A 19,285-nucleotide genomic window follows, 5' to 3' on the forward strand; every position below is an offset into this window, starting at 1 on the left:
CCCATGTGTGGTATCGTCGGAATAGTTGGCCAATCATCGGTTAATCAGACCATTTATGATGCACTGACTGTGCTTCAACACAGAGGTCAGGATGCGGCAGGTATTGTCACCGTTGATCGTGGTGCTTTCAGACTACGTAAAGCCAATGGTCTGGTCAAAGACGTATTTGAAGTCAAACACATGCAGCGCTTACAGGGCAATGCGGGCATTGGTCATGTGCGTTATCCTACTGCTGGCAGTTCCAGCGCGTCAGAGGCGCAACCTTTCTATGTTAACTCGCCATTTGGGATTTCATTAGCCCATAACGGTAACTTAACCAACACGCTTGAATTGGCCGAAGGCCTGATTAAAAAGCGTCGCCATGTGAATACCACATCCGACTCCGAAGTGTTGTTAAACCTGCTCGCCGATGAGCTACAAAAAACCACGAGCTTAGCACTGACGGCTGATGAAGTGTTTGACACTATCGCTAAAGTGCATGAGCAAGCCCGTGGCGCTTATGCCGTTGTGGCGTTGATTGTTGGCCAAGGTTTAGTGGCGTTTCGTGATCCTTTCGGCATTCGCCCCTTAGTGCTGGGTAAGCACGAAACCCCAACTGGCACTGAATATATGGTTGCCTCTGAGAGTGTGGCACTCGATGCTGTCGGCTTTGAAGTGATGCGTGATGTCGCGCCGGGTGAAGCGATTTATATTTCCCTCGACGGTAATCTTTATACTCGCCAATGTGCAAAAGAGCCAAGCTACTCGCCCTGTATCTTCGAATTTGTGTATTTTGCGCGTCCAGATTCGACTATCGATAATGTCTCGGTTTACGCCAGCCGCGTGAACATGGGTGCCAAGCTCGGTGAAAAGATCAAAAAAGAATGGTACGACCATGATATTGACGTAGTGATCCCAATTCCGGAAACCTCATGCGATATCGCATTAGAAATCGCCCGTTGCATGGACTTACCTTACCGCCAAGGTTTTGTGAAAAACCGTTATATCGGCCGTACCTTTATTATGCCTGGCCAACAAGAGCGTAAAAAATCGGTACGCCGTAAACTCAATGCCATCAACACTGAGTTTAAAGGTAAGAATGTCCTGTTAGTCGATGACTCCATTGTACGTGGTACTACTTCAGAGCAAATCATTGAGATGGCCCGTGAAGCAGGGGCGAAGAAAGTGTACTTTGCTTCGGCTGCACCGGAAATTCGTTTCCCAAACGTGTACGGTATCGACATGCCAACCTCGAATGAGCTTATCGCACACGGTCGTGATGCCGATGAAATTGCTAAGCTTATCGGCGCCGATGGCATTATCTTCCAAAATCTGCCGGATCTGGTCGAAGCGGTGAGAATGGAAAACCCAGAGATCAAACGTTTCGAAACGTCAGTATTTGATGGTCACTACATCACCAACGACGTTGATCAGTCCTATCTCGATCATTTAACGCAGCTTCGTAACGATGATGCCAAAGCTGACCGCAATAAGGATATTGGCACTAACCTTGAGTTACACAACGTCTGCCATCCATAAGACGAAACGCTTAAGATGAAAGAGTGTGCTTGGCGTTAAGCGTCGGCACACTTTAAAATACACAATAAAAAGCCAGTGATAAGTCACTGGCTTTTTGTTTGGAATTTTAAGCCTTAGGAGATTTTTGGATTCTCGTTGGATTGGCTCTGTGTTAGCTCATCCTGCGCATTTTTACGTTCAACCCAATAGTCCGCATGGTGAATACCGAGTTTTTCAGGATCAAACTGTGGCTCAATACCTTGTTTTTGTTGAGATTCATAATCTTTAAGACAAGTGAAGGCAATTTTTTGCAGGAGAATAATGGCAATAATGTTTAACCACGCCATAATTCCCACACCAATATCACCCATCCCCCAAGCCAAGTCTGCGGTTTTCACTGTGCCATAGACTGTGGAGGCCATGAGCACGACTTTCAGTACCACTGTAAGCCAAGGACGATTCACTTTGCGATTGATATAAGCGATGTTTGTTTCGGCAATATAGTAGTAGGCCACAATGGTGGTGAAGGCGAAGAAGAATAGCGCAACGGCGACGAACATATTACCAAAGCCTGGCATCATGCTTTCCATTGCGGTTTGTACATAACCAGGGCCCGCCGCAATCCCCGCAATCCCGGTATAAAGCGCTGCGCCATCAGGGCCCTGCACATTATACAGGCCTGTGATCAGCAGCATAAAGCCAGTGGCTGAGCAGACGAACAGGGTATCAACATACACTGAGAAGGCTTGCACTAACCCCTGTTTGGCTGGATGACTCACTGCGGCGGCAGAAGAAGCGTGCGGCCCAGTACCTTGACCCGCTTCGTTGGAGTAAATACCGCGTTTTACCCCCCACATAATCGCAAGACCTAAAATCGCACCAAAGCCTGCATCGAGTCCGAAGGCGCTTTTTAGGATCAACAGAATAATATCGGGCAGCTGGCCAATGTTAAGGGCGATAATCACGCAGGCGACAATGATATAGCCGAGCGCCATAAAAGGCACTACAGTACTGGCGAACTGCGCAATCCGTTTCACCCCTCCAAAAATAATAAAACCTAATAGCATCGCAAGAATGGCTGCTGTGACATTAGGGTCAATATTGAAGGCGGTTTTTAAGCTTGAACCAATGGAGTTGGCTTGTACCCCTGGCAGTAAAATCCCGCAGGCAAAAATGGTCGCAATGGCAAATGTCCAAGCGTACCACTTCATGCCTAAGCCTTTTTCAATATAAAAGGCGGGGCCGCCGCGGTACTCACCGTTGATTTTTTCTTTGTAGACTTGGCCTAAGGTGGATTCAACGAATGCTGAGCTTGCGCCCAGAAACGCTACCATCCACATCCAAAAAAGAGCGCCAGGGCCACCAAAGGTAATCGCCGTGGCAACACCAGCGATATTACCAGTACCAACACGACCGGCTAAGGTCATGGCTAAAGCTTGGAAGGAAGACACGCCAGCATCGGTGCTTTTGCCATCAAACATTAGACGGATCATTTCGGGTAAATGACGTAACTGTAAAAAGCGTGAGCGCAGGGAGAAAAAGAGTCCTACACCGAGGCAAAGATAAACGAGCGCGGGACTCCAGACGATATTGTTGACCGCATTAACAATCTCATTCATATAATTCAACTCCAATATTCTGTTGTTTTTTGCAGAGTTTTTAAGATTTTTTTAGGTGATTTTGGGTACTAAACAGCCAATTAGGCCTAAGGTTAAAACGCGTGTGTGCGTCCAAGAGCTTCAACATAACGATTTTTTTAGTTACTTCATAGCTAAAGTTGTTAAATATTTGATAATTTAACGTTCTTTATTTGATGGGGTTACTGAGGAGCTTTATTTTGCAGCGTGTTATCTCTGCTGCATTGAGATTTGTAATCTAGCAACTTGAATCATTGAGAAAAGCGGGGGAGATAAGGCGAATTGATTGAGACTATTAACTCAGCCACAGTGGATAGCGGGGACGGTATTTGTGCAAGGCAAAGAAAACTTGGCTTAAATTACCAGCCATAACAGCATCCACAGTCCAAAGAGCCATGCCAGGCTACGGCGGCTAACGCGATGTTTTAATAGCAAAGATAGACTTACAGCTACAGGTAGAAACAGGATAAAAGCCCAAGAGAGGAACGGAACCTCAAGATTTAATGTTTCAAGACCCATCCCACAAAGCAGACTTAATGCCAGTAATAAGAGGCTATGAAATAGCATTAATTGATTGAATCTTAATACTAATGCTGGTTTGAATGCGGGTTTAGCATGATAGGGCAAGGTCAGTGTATTCATCTCTTTTTCCTGATTCCTCTTTAAGTGATGGAAGGAATAATAAATTTAGATGAGAATGATTCTCAACTAAATTTACACAGCTTTAGTGTTCAGTTAGAGCTTAACGAGCTAAATTGGCTCTTGAGCTAAAGAAGGCTGTTTGCACTATTGTCTGCTTTGGGCTAAATTACACTGTAATTATATCCAGTGTTTAATGTAGATATGATCCTCTATATTGCTGAAAAACCAAGCCTTGGGCGTGCCATCGCCGATGTGCTACCAAAACCCCACAAAAAAGGTGACGGGTTTATTGAAGACGCCCAAGGAAACTGCGTGTCTTGGTGTGTTGGGCATTTGCTTGAACAGGCCGAGCCCGATGCCTATAACCCCGAGTTCAAATCGTGGAAGTTTGAGCATTTACCCATAGTGCCCGAGAAGTGGCAGCTTAAACCTAAGGCCGCGACCCGTAGCCAACTCACTGTACTTAAAAAGCTGGTAAAACAGGCCGATACCTTAGTGAATGCGGGTGATCCCGATCGTGAAGGGCAGTTATTGGTTGATGAAGTAATCGCCTATTTAGGCGTGACGGGTGATAAATTACAGCAAACGCAGCGACTCCTTATCAGCGACTTAAACCCACAGGCGGTGAAACGTGCCTTGTCGCAACTTCGTAGTAACCGTGAGTTTATTCCTTTATCTACTTCTGCACTTGCCCGGAGCCGTGCCGATTGGCTCTATGGCATGAATATGACACGGGCCTACACCATCCAAGGGAAAAAGGTCGGCTATCAGGGCGTGCTATCCGTCGGTCGAGTGCAAACCCCGCTCCTTGGGCTTATCGTGCGCCGCGATGAGGAAATCGCGCGATTTCAATCTAAACCCTTTTATGAAGTCTTAGCGCATTTAGTAACGGATAAACAACAATCTTTCACTGCGAAGTGGCAACCCAGTGAAGCCTGTTTACCTTATATGGACGAAGAAGGGCGAGTGCTTGCTAAGGGCTTAGCACAAAATGTGGTGCGTCGGATCACCGATAAACCCGCCAAAGTGACCCAGTTAAGCACTAAGGATAAACAGCAGAATCCGCCATTACCCTACAGCTTATCGGCACTGCAAATTGATGCAGCCAAGCGGTTTGGGATGAGCGCTAAGGACGTGCTCGATACCTGCCAGAGTTTATATGAGCGCCATAAGCTGATTACCTACCCGCGCTCTGACAGCCGCTATTTACCTACAGAGCAACATGGTCTAGCAAGCAGTGTATTAGCTGCCATTATGGGGGGGGCGCCCGAGTTAGTCGCACACGCTGAGGCGCCGAATCCTCGGCTTAAATCTAAGGCGTGGGATGATAAAAAAGTCGATGTCCACCACGCTATTATTCCAACGGAAAAACAGTCCAATTTAGGCAGTTTAAGCCAGCGGGAAAGGCAGCTTTATCTACATATTGCCCGCCAGTATTTGGCGCAGTTTTACCCCGCCTATTGCTACAGTGAAACTGCGGTCGAAGTGACCATTGAAGGTGGTCTCTTTAAAACGAAGGCTAGACAGGATAAATCCCTAGGTTGGAAACAACTGTTTGCACGGGAAGCTGATGAACATAAAGAGTCTACGGGGCGAGAATCGCTTCAAAATACTGATGATAAAAGTATCGATAAGGATGCAGAAGATGAGGTGTTTTGTGGCATTTTACCGCCTTTAGCCCTAGGACAAATCCTTCACTGCAACCAAGGTGAATTGGTCGAGAAGCAAACTCAGCCACCTAAAGCCTTTACCGATGCGACCTTGTTGAGCGCCATGACGGGGATTAATCGTTATGTGACTGACCCCGAGATCCGCAAAATTTTAAAGGAAACCGATGGCTTAGGGACGGAAGCCACTCGTGCAGGCATTATTGAGCTGTTGTTTAAACGGGGTTTTATTCAGCGTCAGGGCAAGTCAATTGTGGCAACAGAGGTGGGTAAAGGTTTAATCAATAGCTTACCCCTTAGTGCCACCACACCCGATATGACGGCGCTGTGGGAGGCAAGCCTAAATGGCATCTGCCATAAGGAAATCTCTTATCAAGGATTTATGCAGCCACTGCTGGGGACGCTAAATCACTTAATCGAAAATGCGGGCGCCCAATTACCCTCAGCCCTCAATGGCTTAAAAGGACAGGGTTTTAAGCGAGCAGCTAAAAAGTCCGGCTATCAAAAAGCTGGAAACAAAGGCGCTGCTGGCGGGAAAAAAGCCGGAACGGGCGCTAAAAAAGGAAATGCTAGAAATTCAGCCGCAGCATCTTCCACATCCACAACAGCTAAACCGACCGTCCCTAGACGGCGAACGAGCAAAGCGACCGCCCAAGCCTGATGACACAAATGTAATCAAACTGTCGCTAATGTTCGCGATTTGGTAACGATATTTAATTTATTCCGCGATATTTAATTACCGCCAATCACGTTATTTCGTGATTGGCCGATCCACTTCTAAAAAATACCTCGAAACTCAGCTTTTCTGCGCCGTGGCATGCTAACTGCTTTGCCTTGGCCGGAGAATATAATAAGCCAATCAAATCATAAGATTATTTATGATTTAGCGGAATGAATAGGTATAGATGATATGAAAAAGAAATTGCTTGCAGTGATGATCCCCGCGATGTTATTCACAGGTACAACTCATGCGGTCGAGCTGTATAACGATCAAACCAATAGCGTCAATATGATGGGGTGGTTAGGCTTTGCGGCGTTAAATGATGGTCATGAAACCTCAGTTATCGATAACTTTTCCCGGGTGGGATTTCGTTTTGACCGCCAAGAGAAAAACGGCTGGCGCTCCTTTGCCCATACTGAATGGGGTATTAATATGGTCACCAGCGACGATGGTCTAATTTATACCCAAGGCCAAGGTGGCGGCCAATTATCCGCTTCAAAAACCTCAGATTTCCTATTTAACCGCTTAGGTTATGTTGGCATGTCGCACGACAAATGGGGCACCCTCAGCTTTGGTAAGCAGTGGGGAGCTTACTACGATGTTGCCTATACCACGGATGTGCTCAATGCGTTTACTGGCTGGTCGGTCGGTGCTTATACCTTCGGTGATGGTGGGTTAACGGGGGCTGGACGTGCCGATGCGGCGCTGCAATACCGTAATACTTTTGGCAATCTACATATCGCGGTGCAATACGCTTCTAAGCAAAATAGCGATGTAGCAATTTATGACAACCAGGGTCACGCCTTAAACGATGGTTCTGAGCTGAGCTTCGACCCAAGCTATGGTGCGAGTGCGACTTACTATTTCACTGATAAATTTAAGGTGTTAGCAGGTTTTAACCGTGGCGACTTCACTGGCAATCTTGCGGGTAAAGACGTGGATAACACCAACCAAATCATCGGTATCGGCGCACAATACGGCAGTTTCTATCAATATGCACCGGGTTGTGATGCTAAGGGATTGTATGTTGGTTTTAACGCCCATAAGAGTGAGCAAAACGAGTTATTGGGGGGCGAACTGTACGACTCAACTGGTGCTGAATTTATCGTCGCCTACCACTATGACAACGGATTCGTACCTAGCCTATTGCTGACTTACCAGGATTTGGATACCGATGAAAACACGGCAATTCAAGGTAAATGGACCCGTCAGTTTGCTGTGCTTGGTCTGCATTATCGCTATAGCCGCGACACTATCATGTATGCCGAAGCCAAAATCGATTTCAGCGATATGGACGATAAAGCCTACGAAGACCTACAAGATAACAACTACGCCGTTGGTATTCGTTATTTCTTCTAAGTTCAATGACTTGAGCGACTAATTCGGCAGCATAAATCAAAGGCCACAGATTGTGGCCTTTATTATAACTATCCATTTCTACTCAAAGAGTTAAACAATCCCTAACTTCTTCATTTTACTGCGCAGGGTATTGGCATTAATATCAAGCAATTCAGCGGCACCGCCAGGGCCATAGAGTTTACCCCCCGTGATCCTTAAGGCATGGTTGATGTATTTTTTGGTCATCACATCCAGCGGTACCAACTTATCGCTAGCATGGCTTGGATCGATAATCACGGTTTGATTTGATGGGGTTTTCACTTCTTCACAGTGTTGTGGAACCAGAAAACGAAAGTCAAGCGGACCTGCAGGATGCTGGATCATGGCGCGCTCAAGCACATTGATAAGTTCTCGCACATTGCCGGGCCAGCCATATTGATTGAGGATATTCAACTGTTCTGGTGCAATCCTTGGTAACTGCGGCAAATTAAACTTGGCACTGAGCTGCTCGACAAAATGTTGCACTAACAGAGGAATATCTGTGCGTCTTTGTTTGAGTGACGGGATCTCGATGGGGAAAATCGCCAGTCGATACCAGAGATCTTCACGGAACACTTCTCTGTGCACCATAGCTTGAAGGTTTCTGTGGGTCGCCGCGATAATACGAATATCAAGTTGCACTGCATCGTGGCCGCCAACACGGGTGATACAACTATTTTGTAGAACCCTGAGTAGTCTAACTTGGGCTGAAAGCGGTAGCTCGCCAATCTCATCCAAGAAAATTGTGCCGCCGTTGGCTTGTTCGAAGTAACCAATTTTGCGCGAATCGGCGCCTGTAAATGCGCCTTTTTCATAACCAAAAAGCTCGGAGTCAATCAAGGTATCAGGGATAGCGCCACAGTTAACCTTGATAAAAGGTTTACCCGAACGTTCCGACAGCTCGTGAATGGCGTTGGCGATGACTTCCTTACCGCAGCCGGTTTCTCCCAGCATTAACACTGTGGTGTTGATTTTGGCGATGGATTGCACCTGCTGCATCACCTGTTTTAGGCCCGAATTGGCACCAACCACGCCATTTTGAATATCTAAAGTGCGGCGCAGACTGACGTTTTGTTTTGAGAGCGCTTCATTTTCTTTGAGTAAGTTTCGATCCCTTAAATTTAGCGCCGTGATCAGCGCTAAGTTCTGCATATGCGGCGCAATTAAGTCGGCATGGCGTGGTCTAAATACCCCTGTCGTTTTGGCGTAAAAGCCAACAATTCCAAGATGAGTATTTTCTATCGACATTCGCAGGATAATCAGTGACCGAATATCTTTAATCACCTGAGGTGCGACTAATGCAGTAACAGGATCATGCTCAATATCATTAACAATTCTAACCCTTGGTCGCTCGGGATCTTCTAAGTATTGCGCCATTTTTTCAGGAATTTGGACACGCTTATCGAGCGTACAACATTGGGTGTCATCTACATGGGCAATAAACTGTATATCATTAAATTGTTTGCGGAAAATGTTCACAAATAGCCCATCAATGGGCAGTTCATCCCGAATAAACTCAAAGTAGCTCTGTAGGGATTTCTCCAGTTGCAGACTACTACAGAGCCTTAGGGTTGATTCGTAATAAAAGTGTTTTTCCATTGATATTTCAAGTTGATCACTAAGTATCGTGATTGTAGATCTTTATATTTCGTGATTTTGTGCCTGCAATCAAAATTCACCACTTAAATACCTCCTTTTAGGTGCTTGGCACAGCACCTGCACTTTCATGCTGACAAGTTCCAGTGATTATTGAAGGAAATCAGCATGAGTAAAACCCAAGATATTAATGCGGGGCGTCGCCAGTTACTAAAGGGAGGCATGGTCATGGCCGCAGGGCTGGGGGCAAGTATGGCGCTGCCTGCCACAGCAAGTTGTAATTCGGCCCCTGTCAGCTTTGATGAAATAGTGGATGTGCTGGTTGTTGGCAGCGGTTTTGCTGGTATGTCAGCAGCGCTGCAAGCCAGAGAGGCCGGTGTGAGCGTGATGATTATCGATAAAATGCCTGTCTTTGGTGGCAACTCGACCATCAACGGCGGTGCGATGGCGGTAGCAGGTTCTGTCCTACAGAAGCAGGCTGGGATTGAAGACTCAGTCGATGCCATGGTCGAAGACATGTTACGGGCAGGCCGCGGCATGAACGATGTTGAAATGCTTAAACTGGTGTGCAACGGCACAGCAGAATCTTGCCAATGGCTAATTGATTACGGTGTTCACTGGAAGCCCTTTGTACAACATTTTGGCGGTCACTCAGTACAACGGGTACTGCAAACCGTCGAAAGCTCAGGTGCAGGCATTATTCGTCCCTTGATCAAAGCTGCGCGTGACAAGGGCGTGGTCATGAAAAATCAGACCAAGCTCGAAGGCTTTGTAAAAGATGAGGCTGGACGGGTGATCGGTGTCGAAGTTCGTGAAGGTTTTTATTTTCCCAATGAGCGCACGGGTAAAATACGCCGTATCGGCGCGCGCCGCGGCGTGATTATGGCGACCGGTGGTTTTGGCCGTGATATCGAATACCGCATGATGCAATTACCTGAGTTAAATAGTGATTTAGATTCAACCAACCATGCAGGTGCCACCTCTGAGGCACTCAAGCAAATGATGCTGATTGGGGCCAATCCCATTCATTTAGACCAAATTCAACTCGGTCCCTGGGCATCTCCTGACGAGAAGGGGTTTGGCACGGCTTCACAATTCAACACTATTGCCACTTATCCCCACGGCATTGTTGTCGATGTACGCACCGGCGAGCGTTTCTTCAATGAATTAGCCGACCGTAAGGCGCGGGCCGACGCCATTATGACCAGACGAGATGAAAAGGGACAGCCTGTCTACCCCATTGGCTTTACTAATGCCGCCGGTGCCAGCAAGGCGCAAACCCTAGATTGGGGACTGAAATATAACGTCATCAGCAAAGCCGAGACCTTAGACGAACTGGCTGCTATTTACGGCATGCCTGCTAAGGCGTTAAAGGCGCAAGTCGAGCGCTGGAATGAGGCGGTTAAGACTGGTGTAGATAAAGAATTCGATCGACCAATGCAAGAGGCCATAGTGCTAGACAAAGGACCTTGGTATGCGGTGCGTATGTGGCCGAAGGTGCATTACTGCATGGGCGGCGTGAAGGTAAATACCCAATCCGAAGTGCTGCATTTGGTCAGCAATAAAGCCATCCCCGGATTATATGCCGCTGGCGAAGCTACCGGTGGTATCCACGGTGCAAGTCGATTAGGTGCCTGCGCCGTTGCTGAAGGGGTGGTGACGGGGCGTAACGCTGGCCGTAACTGCGCCGCAGCGAGTGCTGTGACACTTAAGCAAGCCTAGATTTTACTAAATATAACAAAATGTTGGAGATGATTATGAATAAATCAGTGTTGATGGCTTCACTCACCTTAAGCTTACTCTCAGGCAGTGCGTTAGCGATGGAGCAAGTCGTGCTTGATGGTAAACATTTAACCCAAGACCAAGCTTGGGCAATTGCCGATGGCGCTAAAGTAAAAATTGCTCCACAAGCGAAAACCCAATTAGTGAAAGCACACGAGCTATTGATGGAAGCCGCACGTCTAGGTAAACCCGTTTATGGTCTAACCGTAGGTGTTGGACTTAATAAAGACCACAAACTGTTCGATGCTAATGGCAAATTGAGTGATGCAGTACTCGATGCCTCAAGAAGTTTTAACTTTAGTACTTTTCGTGCTCATAGTGCAGGCGTGGGTGACGCTGCGCCCATCCGCTTAACACGTTTGGCATTAGCTGTGCGGTTAAATACTATGCTAGCCGGACAAACCGGTGTGCAGCCTGTGGTGGCAGAGCTTTATGAAGCTTATCTTAACAAGGGGTTGACACCTGTGATCCCAGCCAAGGGCACGGTAGGTGAGGCGGACATTCTACTCTCATCCCATGTCGGTTTAGCCATGGTTGGCGAGTGGGAAGTATTCTATAAAGGTCAGCGTGTTAGCAGTAAAGAGGCGATGGCTGATGCAGGGATTGCACCATTAGTTCCAATGGGGAAAGATGCGCTGTCGATTTTATCTAACAACGCCTTTGCAGTGGCGTATGCAATGCAAGGTTACCGCGAGGCGAAGCACCTATTGGCCGTGTCGCCCACCGTCTTTGGCTTAAGCCTTGAGGGATTAAACGGCAACGTGGCGCCATTCTTGCCACAAACCAATGATATTCGCCCATTCCCTTATATTAAAACCGCCGCCAGTGACATTTTAAAACAACTCGATGGCAGCTATTTATGGCAGCTGAATGATGAGCGTCCTTTGCAAGATCCGCTGAGCTTTAGAACGACAGCTTATACTTTTGCTGGCGCCGAACAGGCCTTAGCTTCATTGGATGAAGTACTCAATATCCAAATCAACCATTCAGATGATAACCCCGCAGTAATTGTGGGTGCCTCAAACCAGTATGCGCAGTTCCCACAAGTGGCTAAGTATTTGGTTGAAGGGCAGGGTGGTGTATTCCCAACCACTAACTTTGAGCCGCTGCCTGTGGCTCTCGCGGTGCAAAACCTGAGTGTGGCCTTGACCCATGTGTCCCATAACAGTGTGATGCGGACCATTCATTTGTCCGATGAACACTTTACTAAGCTGACGCGCTTCCTAAGTGCGCCTGAAAACCAAGGCCATGCCTTTGGTGCGATTCAAAAAGCCTTTGTGGATATGCAAGTGCGTAACAAGCAGTTAGCGACGCCAGTCTCCTTCGATGGGATTTCTATCGCTGGTGGTATTGAAGATACCTTCACTAACCTTAAGTTAGCGTCGGATAACCTGATCCAAATCGTGGATAACACGCGAGTTATCTATGGTTTAGAGCTGCTACATTCAACTCAAGCGATTGATTTACGCAAACAAGCGAACCCTGAGCTACAACTTGGTAAAGCGACGCAAGCCATGTACAAGGCTTACCGCGAGAAAGTGCCTTTTGTTGCGAAAGATCGCCCATTCACGCCGGACATCCAAGCGTCGACTGACTTTATTACACACTATTAATCTGCGATGCGGGGCACCATGCCCCGCCTAGGAAGACTCTGATGTTAAAACCCGTATTTATTCTATTACTCGGTGCCATGCTGGCAGCACCTATGGCTGCTAATGCAATGAATATCAAGGATTACCATAAAGAGGTAATGACTGGAGCCGATGGTAAAGTCGATTGTGCGGCATGCCACGGTGATGCAAAACGCAAAACCGTTCCTGATGCTGCGACTTGCAGTCGTTGTCATGGTTCACCCGAGGACGTGGCTAAGTTGACTGCGCGCCCTGCGGATGCGGGTCATTCGGTTGAGCCGAATCCCCATAACAGTCTGCACTATGGTACTGATCTGCCTTGTACTTACTGCCATCAGGAACACAAAGAAAGTAAAGTCTATTGCAATCAATGCCATGAGTTTACTTATCCTCAAATGAAACGTTAATTTCATCCTCGTTAAACACCCGCTCCCCTGTATTTTGACGATTATTGTCATGCACTCAACTTTGTTGAGTGCATTTTTTCAGCAAAAAAAAGAGTAATCCAACTCGGATTACTCTCACGGAAAATAGGTCGTTGAACGTTGTAGCCAAAATCACTCATTTGGATGAGGAGCCTGCACACAATGACAGCTTTTACTTAATTAACCCTTAAAATTAACATTTATCTTAAGAGTTCACCGCGGTTGAGACTGATGAGCTTATCTAAGATCCGCTCGCCATCCATTCGAATACCATTGTGTTCATATTCTGAGGTTAACCAATACTTTAGGTGCGCTACCTGTTTGGCGGTTTCTAGGCTGAAATCCATCTCGACATACATATCTTCGCTATAAATCGCGGCCGCAACTGGGACGCGGTTTTGGCTGAGCTGCTCAAGATTGTAAAGCGTTGGCCAGTCCGTTTTATGGGCAAGAATATTGGCTGCGGCTTTAAGTGGCGCTAAATGGCTAAATTGTTCAAACATCCAAGGGTAAATCATCTCGCCAGTAAACAGGAAAGGCTTACCCACTTGATAGTTAAAGGCCGGATACTGCTCCCGTACCCTATGGGCAGACCACTGTGACGCACTGTGTTGGCAGTAGATGGCCTCGTGTAACAGGGCAAAAATTGGGTTGGTGTTATAGTCGAGTAATTGGCAAAAATGATTTAAAAACAGCGGGTTGACATAATCACCTTGGGGCGAGTGCACTAGGGCCTGTTCAAGTAAATAGTAGACTGACTCAGGGCCTTGCTCCATGCCTAAATTAATGCCAAGCAGTTGCAGCATTTCAACCGTGAGGCGTTCACCCGTGGCTAACTGCACTGGATGTTCGAGTAAATGTTTGGCGAGGCGAGTCACCAGATGCTGCGCATCGTGGAAGCGCTGGAAGAAGTCCTTATTCTTGGCGAGTACGCGCTGATAGGTGGCTTGATAAACCTCATCACTGCTGCGCGTGAGGGAAGGAATACCACCTGTGATATAGGCTTCACTTACGCCCTGAGGCGCAGCACTTAAGTAGTGCAGCACGCAGAAACCACCAAAGCTTTGACCGAGGATAGCCCACTTGTCGGCGGGGCAGAGCTGGGTGCGGATTGATTCGGCGTCACGGACGATATTGTCGGCTCTAAAATGGCTTAAATATTCGGCCTGTTGCTCAGGGGTTAAGTGACTGAGGCTCTGATAATTGATGGGGCTAGAAAGGCCTGTGCCCCGTTGATCGAGCAATAAGACTCTAAACTCTTTGAGTGCTCGACGGATCCAGCCGCTATTGCTGGCGGGCCGCATAGCGGCAAAGCCAGGACCTCCTTGGAAAAAGACGATATAGGGTAATTTTTTATCTTTATTTTCAATGGCGCAAAGTTCTCTCGCAAACACAGTAATCTGCTCACCAATGGGTTGTTGGTAGTTGAGTGGCAAAGTAAATGTGTGTTTCTTGGCGAAAACACCAGCGAGCATCATATCGGGTTTCATCAATTGACCTTAAGGGCTAGGCTTGTTATTTATGGCAGATTGTATACAAAAGCCCTGTTGTCGCAAGTTAGGATTATTTGATTAGCCTTTGGTTGAGATCAATTTTTATTATAAAAAATTGAGCCATGATAACCCTCTTAGCGTAATCTATCGGCTATGGATAACACGAGATTGAAGCTATGAAGTACCAAATTATTCCTGTGACACCTTTCCAGCAGAATTGCAGCTTGATCTGGTGTGAAAAAACTAAGCATGCAGCGGTTGTCGATCCGGGAGGGAACGTTGACCGTATTTTAGGTGAAGTCACTAAATTAGGGCTGACCCTTGAAAAAGTGTTACTCACTCATGGTCATATTGATCATGTTGGCGGTGCTAAGTTATTAGCACAACAAACGAATGTACCCATCGTTGGTCCACATGAGGCGGATAAGTTTTGGATTGAAAATCTGCCTAAACAGAGTCAAAACTTTGGTTTTCCCCACTGTGATGCCTTTGAACCCGATCAATACCTGTGTGATGGCGATACCGTCACCGTAGGCGAGCAAAGTTTGACTGTGCTGCATTGCCCTGGCCACACACCAGGACATGTGGCGTTTTATTCGGCCTCATCCAAGCTTGCATGGGTCGGAGATATTCTCTTTAGAAGCTCGATTGGCCGTACTGATTTTCCTCAGTCAAATCATCAAAGCTTGATCCATTCAATCACCTCTAAACTCTGGCCTTTAGGCGCTGACGTGGAATTTATTCCTGGCCACGGACCTATGTCTACCTTTGGCGAAGAGCGTGAACATAATCCCTTTGTGGCTGATCAGTTACTGCTCTAAGTTGCATAACACTGCGTCAATTGACTTAATATCAACCAAAATGCGAGTTCTAATCAGGTACAATTCATATTTACTGTGCCTGATTAAACCTGCAAACCTCATCTCTGCTTGACACACATCTTGGGTCTTTTTAGTTAGATTTATCCGCAACTATCTATTTTTAAGCATTATATTTTGACCTAAACCAAATATCGGTTATTTACGCAACTGAGAATCGCTCGTAACTCTGTGTATTATTCATCAAAATTCTGTTTTTTTTACTTTTTAGTTACATTTTACTGGCTAGACTTAAAGCTAACGTTGTAGGTGTCTATCGGGGTAACTATGAATACAAAAACGATGATGAGTGTTGTTTTTTCCACAATCGTCGCTAGTGCAGTGATTACGGCGGCGCTGAGTTTTAATGTCAAATCTAAGATTGAACTCTTTAATGATGCTGCGAATATTCGCTATCAATCCTACCAAATTGCTGATGAACTTCGGCAAAGTTCTGATGATTTGACCAGACTCGCCCGTACCTATGCGGTGACTGGGGATGAAAAGTACGAAAAAATGTATATGGATATTCTGGCCATTCGTAACGGTGAAAAACCTAGGCCGGAAAAATATCACCAGATTTATTGGGATTTGGTGCTCAGTTATGGCGATAAACCTAAGCCTGATGGCGCCAGAGTGGCCATCAAAAGCCAAATGAAGGCTTTGGGGTTTTCCGATGAGGAGTTCCATTATCTCGAGCAGGCACAGCAAAATTCTGATGCTTTAGTCGCCCTTGAGGTCAAGGCGATGAACGCGGTGAAAGGAATTTTTATCGACCCAAATACCCAAACCTACAGCATTAAAGGTGAGCCGAATCTCGCGATGGCGAGGGAATTACTACATAGCGATCAATATCATAGTGAAAAAGCCAAGATCATGCAGCCGATCGATCAGTTTTTTACCGCCTTGGATAAACGCACTGAGGGTGAGGTGAGTAATCGATTGGATTCTTTAAATATGGCACTCAATGGTTCGCAGTTTGTACTCTTTTTGGTGATTTTAGTTGCCGTTGGCGGCTTTATTATTGTTAAAAGTAGGATTGTGACTCCACTCGTACAAACCTGTCGCGAATTACTTGATATTCAAAGGTCTAAAAATCTTGCCCGCAGGATCTCAGTTTCGACTCAGGGTGAAATTGGGGAAATTGTTAACCAAATTAATTTATTCATTTCATCTCTAGCCAGTTCATTAGCGACGACGGACAGTATTGCGAAGGAGGTGGCAGATCTCGCTAAACAAACCAAAGCTTCGATTCAAGTTTCCCGTCAAAGCTCAAACCGAGTCGCCAAAGAGCTCGATGCCAGTGCGAGCGCGATGGAAGAAATGACGACCACCTTAGTGCATGTTAGTGAGAGCACCTCGAACGCCGAAATTCGGGCAGCAGAAAATGAAACCCATGTGGGCGTTGGTCAGGATACGGTTTCAGAGGCATTGAATGCGATGGCGGTGCTCGAAAGTGAATTTACGACCACCCAAGATTCGATGCAGCATTTGGTGAATGAGAGCACTCAAGTCAGTAATGTACTAAGTGTGATTAAAGCGATTGCTGAGCAAACTAACTTATTGGCACTCAATGCCGCAATTGAGGCGGCGAGGGCGGGTGAGCAAGGGCGTGGTTTTGCGGTGGTAGCCGATGAAGTGCGTTCACTCGCACAGCGCACTCAAGATTCTACCAAGGAAATTGATGATATTGTTGCCAGTTTACAAAATCGCACCAATCAGGTGGGCAGCTCAGTCACCCAAGCAGCTAACTTAATGAAAAAAGCCTCAGGTGAATTGCAACGTATCGTGACGGTCTTTGATGATATTCGCCATAGCACTGCGGCGATTCATGGGATTAATACCCAAGTAGCGGCATCAACCGAAGAGCAATCTCTGGTGTCTAAGGATATTGCCACCAGTCTTATGGTAATCCGCGATAATTCCCGCGAAGTGTCACAAATTATTGAGCAAATCGAATTCACCTCTATTAGCTTAGATAATCAATCCCAAGCACTACGAACTAAGGCTGGAGAGTATCAGTTTTAACCCTTAGTTCAAGGCTATCTCACACTTGTTGACAGGGATGTCAGCTTTATCCTTTAGCTATTTTGTGTTTCCCCGCTTTTGCCCTTTTAAATTCAATTTTCCTTTGTTAGCTTGTTCTACATAAAGATAATTTTTTAATCAGTTACGCTGATTTCAATCGTGGATGCATTAAATGTGTCCCTAAGTTAGCGAAATAGAGAGGGAGTCAATGTCGATGGATCACCAAATGGAAGACTTATTAGAACATTGGTTGCCCCTCGCGGATGATTCATGGGTGCTGGCGGTGATTACCCATATCCAAGACTCGTCCTACCGTAAACCCGGCGCCATGATGTTATTCCACGAGTTTGGCCAAGGCGCAGGGATATTAAGTGGTGGCTGTTTAGAGGCCGATCTTCGCCGTCATGCGCAGCAAGCCATGCAATCGCAACAGATTACTTGTATCACCTATGATGCGACCGATGAATCCGATGCCAGCTACCGCCTAGGTTGTGGTGGTAAAGTCGATATCATGTTGATCCCTCTGCTTAAAGAAAATCATGATCTTGGGCTAGTGGACATAGTACAAGCGTTTCGCAAGGGGCTGTTGGGCTACTATCAATTGCCCTTAGTGCCTGCGGGCAGCGATGCTCGCAGTTACGCTGCACAGTTTTATCCGGCGCAAAGTGCCCCTTTTCCTACGGCGGACTTTCCAAAGGCGGGCATACTCAGCCAGCCTGAAGGGGAGGCGCTTATCATCCCACTCAGACCACGATTTCATTTAGGGATTTTTGGTGGAGGAATAGATGCTAAACCCGTGGCAGCGATTGCCCACAGTTTAGGTTGGCAGGTGAGCGTGTTTGATACGCGAACCGCCTATGCGAGAAGCGCCGACTTTCCCCATGCCCATATCGTCAAGCAAAGCCTTGATGATGCCGAAGCGCTTGTCGCGCAATTAGATTGCGCCGTGGTCATGCACCATCACCTGAATTTGGATGCGGCGGCTCTCAAAGCTATTCAACCTTTTGATCTTAAATATGTTGCCCTCTTGGGGCCAGCTCATCGGCGGGATAAAGTGTTGGCGATGGCCGAACTCAATACTGAGTCGTTTAGTGGCTTTTTCTCGGCACCTGCGGGGCTTGCTCTGGGGGGCGAGTTACCGAGCGCCATTGCCTTGAGTATCTTGGCCCAATGCCATGGGGTGCTTCATGGCGCGGCATTTTCCTCGCTCGATGGAATGATGCCTTAATGCGCATCAGGCAAAGATTGCTCATTGCTGTGCTCGCGGCAGGCGAGAGTCGGCGCTTTCAGGGGGCGAAGCTGGCACAACGTTTATCAACAGCGGCGAGTGAGGGGCAAGGGCATAGCATCTTACAACGCCATATCGACCGTTTGGCTCGCTTCACCTCGGCTCCATTAGTAATGGGATCATCTAATCAAGTCACTGCAGAACTGTTGGTAGTGCTTGGTGCCCATCAAACATTATTGCGTCCGCAACTTGACGCTCTCGGAGCGGTAAAACTGACGTTGCTTGATAATCCTAATTGGCAAACAGGTTTGGCGTCGTCGCTGCGAGTCGCGGCGGCCTATGCAAAAGCGCAGCAGTTTGATGGCATGTTACTCACCTTAGCGGATCAAGTTGCGCTGACATTTGAAGACTATCGGCAGGTGATTGAGACTTGGCAGACGAGTCAACAATCTGTGGCCGCTTTTTATACGAACGAAGCTGAGTTGAATGGACAAGGGACGTTGGATGAATTAGGCGCCCCTGCTATTTTTAATGCCTCAATATTCGATTTATTAACGGATTTGACTGGCGATCGCGGCGCAAAATCTATCTTAAAACAACTGGCAAATGTGGGTGAGTTAGTGGCTGTTCCCTTACCCCATGCCGCGATTGATATTGATACTAAAGCCGATCTTGCGTCGTGGTTGGCACTTAAGGAGTGAGTT

14 protein-coding genes are annotated in these 19,285 nt (G+C 46.9%); 10 read left to right on the plus strand and 4 right to left on the minus strand.

Translation table 11 applies throughout. From position 1 onward, the window contains the following. Nucleotides 1–3: 3 nt before the first annotated feature. A complete protein-coding gene (purF, locus tag MMG82_RS13150; RefSeq protein ID WP_037420099.1) occupies nt 4–1,518 on the plus strand; it encodes an amidophosphoribosyltransferase in 1,515 nt (504 codons plus the stop codon). A gap of 113 nt (nt 1,519–1,631) precedes the next feature. On the opposite strand, the gene MMG82_RS13155 is transcribed toward purF, so the two are convergent. Both MMG82_RS13155 and MMG82_RS13160 read right to left on the minus strand, forming a co-directional pair. Further along, the gene (locus MMG82_RS13155) at nt 1,632–3,116 is read right to left on the minus strand and encodes an alanine/glycine:cation symporter family protein (protein ID WP_037430090.1); all 1,485 of its coding nucleotides are present in this window, start codon (nt 3,114–3,116) and stop codon (nt 1,632–1,634) included. 372 nt (nt 3,117–3,488) lie between these two features. Then, nucleotides 3,489–3,776, minus strand: a complete 288-nt coding sequence (locus MMG82_RS13160; protein ID WP_037420093.1) for a hypothetical protein — start codon at nt 3,774–3,776, stop codon at nt 3,489–3,491. Nucleotides 3,777–3,977: 201 nt separating this feature from the next. Here MMG82_RS13160 and MMG82_RS13165 point away from each other — a divergent pair, with 201 nt between their 5' ends. Further along, nucleotides 3,978–6,104: a DNA topoisomerase III gene (locus tag MMG82_RS13165; RefSeq protein WP_241406954.1), complete on the plus strand. Its 2,127-nt coding sequence runs from the start codon at nt 3,978–3,980 to the stop codon at nt 6,102–6,104. Between the two features lie 249 nt (nt 6,105–6,353). Beyond that, nucleotides 6,354–7,523 carry a porin gene (locus tag MMG82_RS13170; protein ID WP_047539256.1) on the plus strand — a complete coding sequence of 390 codons (1,170 nt, stop codon included), beginning with the start codon at nt 6,354–6,356 and terminating at the stop codon, nt 7,521–7,523. Between the two features lie 90 nt (nt 7,524–7,613). Here the strand turns inward: MMG82_RS13170 and MMG82_RS13175 are convergent, their stop codons facing one another. Then, nucleotides 7,614–9,140 (minus strand): sigma-54 dependent transcriptional regulator, encoded by a 1,527-nt coding sequence (locus MMG82_RS13175; protein ID WP_047539254.1) that lies wholly within the window; start codon nt 9,138–9,140, stop codon nt 7,614–7,616. Between the two features lie 165 nt (nt 9,141–9,305). Between MMG82_RS13175 and MMG82_RS13180 the strand changes: the two genes are divergently transcribed. From MMG82_RS13180 to MMG82_RS13190, 3 genes are read left to right on the plus strand one after another with little or no spacing between them, the layout of a single operon-like run. Then, nucleotides 9,306–10,859, plus strand: a complete 1,554-nt coding sequence (locus MMG82_RS13180; protein ID WP_047539251.1) for a flavocytochrome c — start codon at nt 9,306–9,308, stop codon at nt 10,857–10,859. 35 nt (nt 10,860–10,894) lie between these two features. Then, nucleotides 10,895–12,532 (plus strand): aromatic amino acid ammonia-lyase, encoded by a 1,638-nt coding sequence (locus MMG82_RS13185; protein WP_047539248.1) that lies wholly within the window; start codon nt 10,895–10,897, stop codon nt 12,530–12,532. Nucleotides 12,533–12,573: 41 nt separating this feature from the next. Further along, entirely contained in the window at nt 12,574–12,957 is a 384-nt protein-coding gene (locus tag MMG82_RS13190; RefSeq protein ID WP_037431101.1) for a cytochrome c3 family protein, read from the plus strand. 218 nt (nt 12,958–13,175) lie between these two features. On the opposite strand, the gene MMG82_RS13195 is transcribed toward MMG82_RS13190, so the two are convergent. Further along, the gene (locus MMG82_RS13195) at nt 13,176–14,465 is read right to left on the minus strand and encodes an alpha/beta fold hydrolase (RefSeq protein ID WP_047539244.1); all 1,290 of its coding nucleotides are present in this window, start codon (nt 14,463–14,465) and stop codon (nt 13,176–13,178) included. A 179-nt stretch (nt 14,466–14,644) separates the two neighbouring features. Here MMG82_RS13195 and MMG82_RS13200 point away from each other — a divergent pair, with 179 nt between their 5' ends. The 4 genes from MMG82_RS13200 to MMG82_RS13215 all read left to right on the plus strand — a co-directional run bounded on the left by MMG82_RS13200 (nt 14,645) and on the right by MMG82_RS13215 (nt 19,282). After that, on the plus strand, nt 14,645–15,289 hold the full coding sequence (locus tag MMG82_RS13200) for an MBL fold metallo-hydrolase (protein ID WP_037431095.1): 645 nt from the start codon (nt 14,645–14,647) through the stop codon (nt 15,287–15,289). A 324-nt stretch (nt 15,290–15,613) separates the two neighbouring features. After that, nucleotides 15,614–17,353: a methyl-accepting chemotaxis protein gene (locus tag MMG82_RS13205; RefSeq protein ID WP_047539240.1), complete on the plus strand. Its 1,740-nt coding sequence runs from the start codon at nt 15,614–15,616 to the stop codon at nt 17,351–17,353. Between the two features lie 214 nt (nt 17,354–17,567). Then, complete coding sequence (locus tag MMG82_RS13210; protein WP_241406962.1) at nt 17,568–18,581, plus strand: XdhC/CoxI family protein; 1,014 nt, start codon at nt 17,568–17,570, stop codon at nt 18,579–18,581. Further along, nucleotides 18,581–19,282, plus strand: a complete 702-nt coding sequence (locus MMG82_RS13215; RefSeq protein ID WP_241406955.1) for a nucleotidyltransferase family protein — start codon at nt 18,581–18,583, stop codon at nt 19,280–19,282. The genes MMG82_RS13210 and MMG82_RS13215 overlap by 1 nt, the downstream gene beginning before the upstream one ends. Nucleotides 19,283–19,285: the final 3 nt, after the last annotated feature.

It is taken from the genome of Shewanella sp. MM_2022_3 (assembly GCF_022557375.1).
Lineage (GTDB): Bacteria > Pseudomonadota > Gammaproteobacteria > Enterobacterales > Shewanellaceae > Shewanella > Shewanella xiamenensis.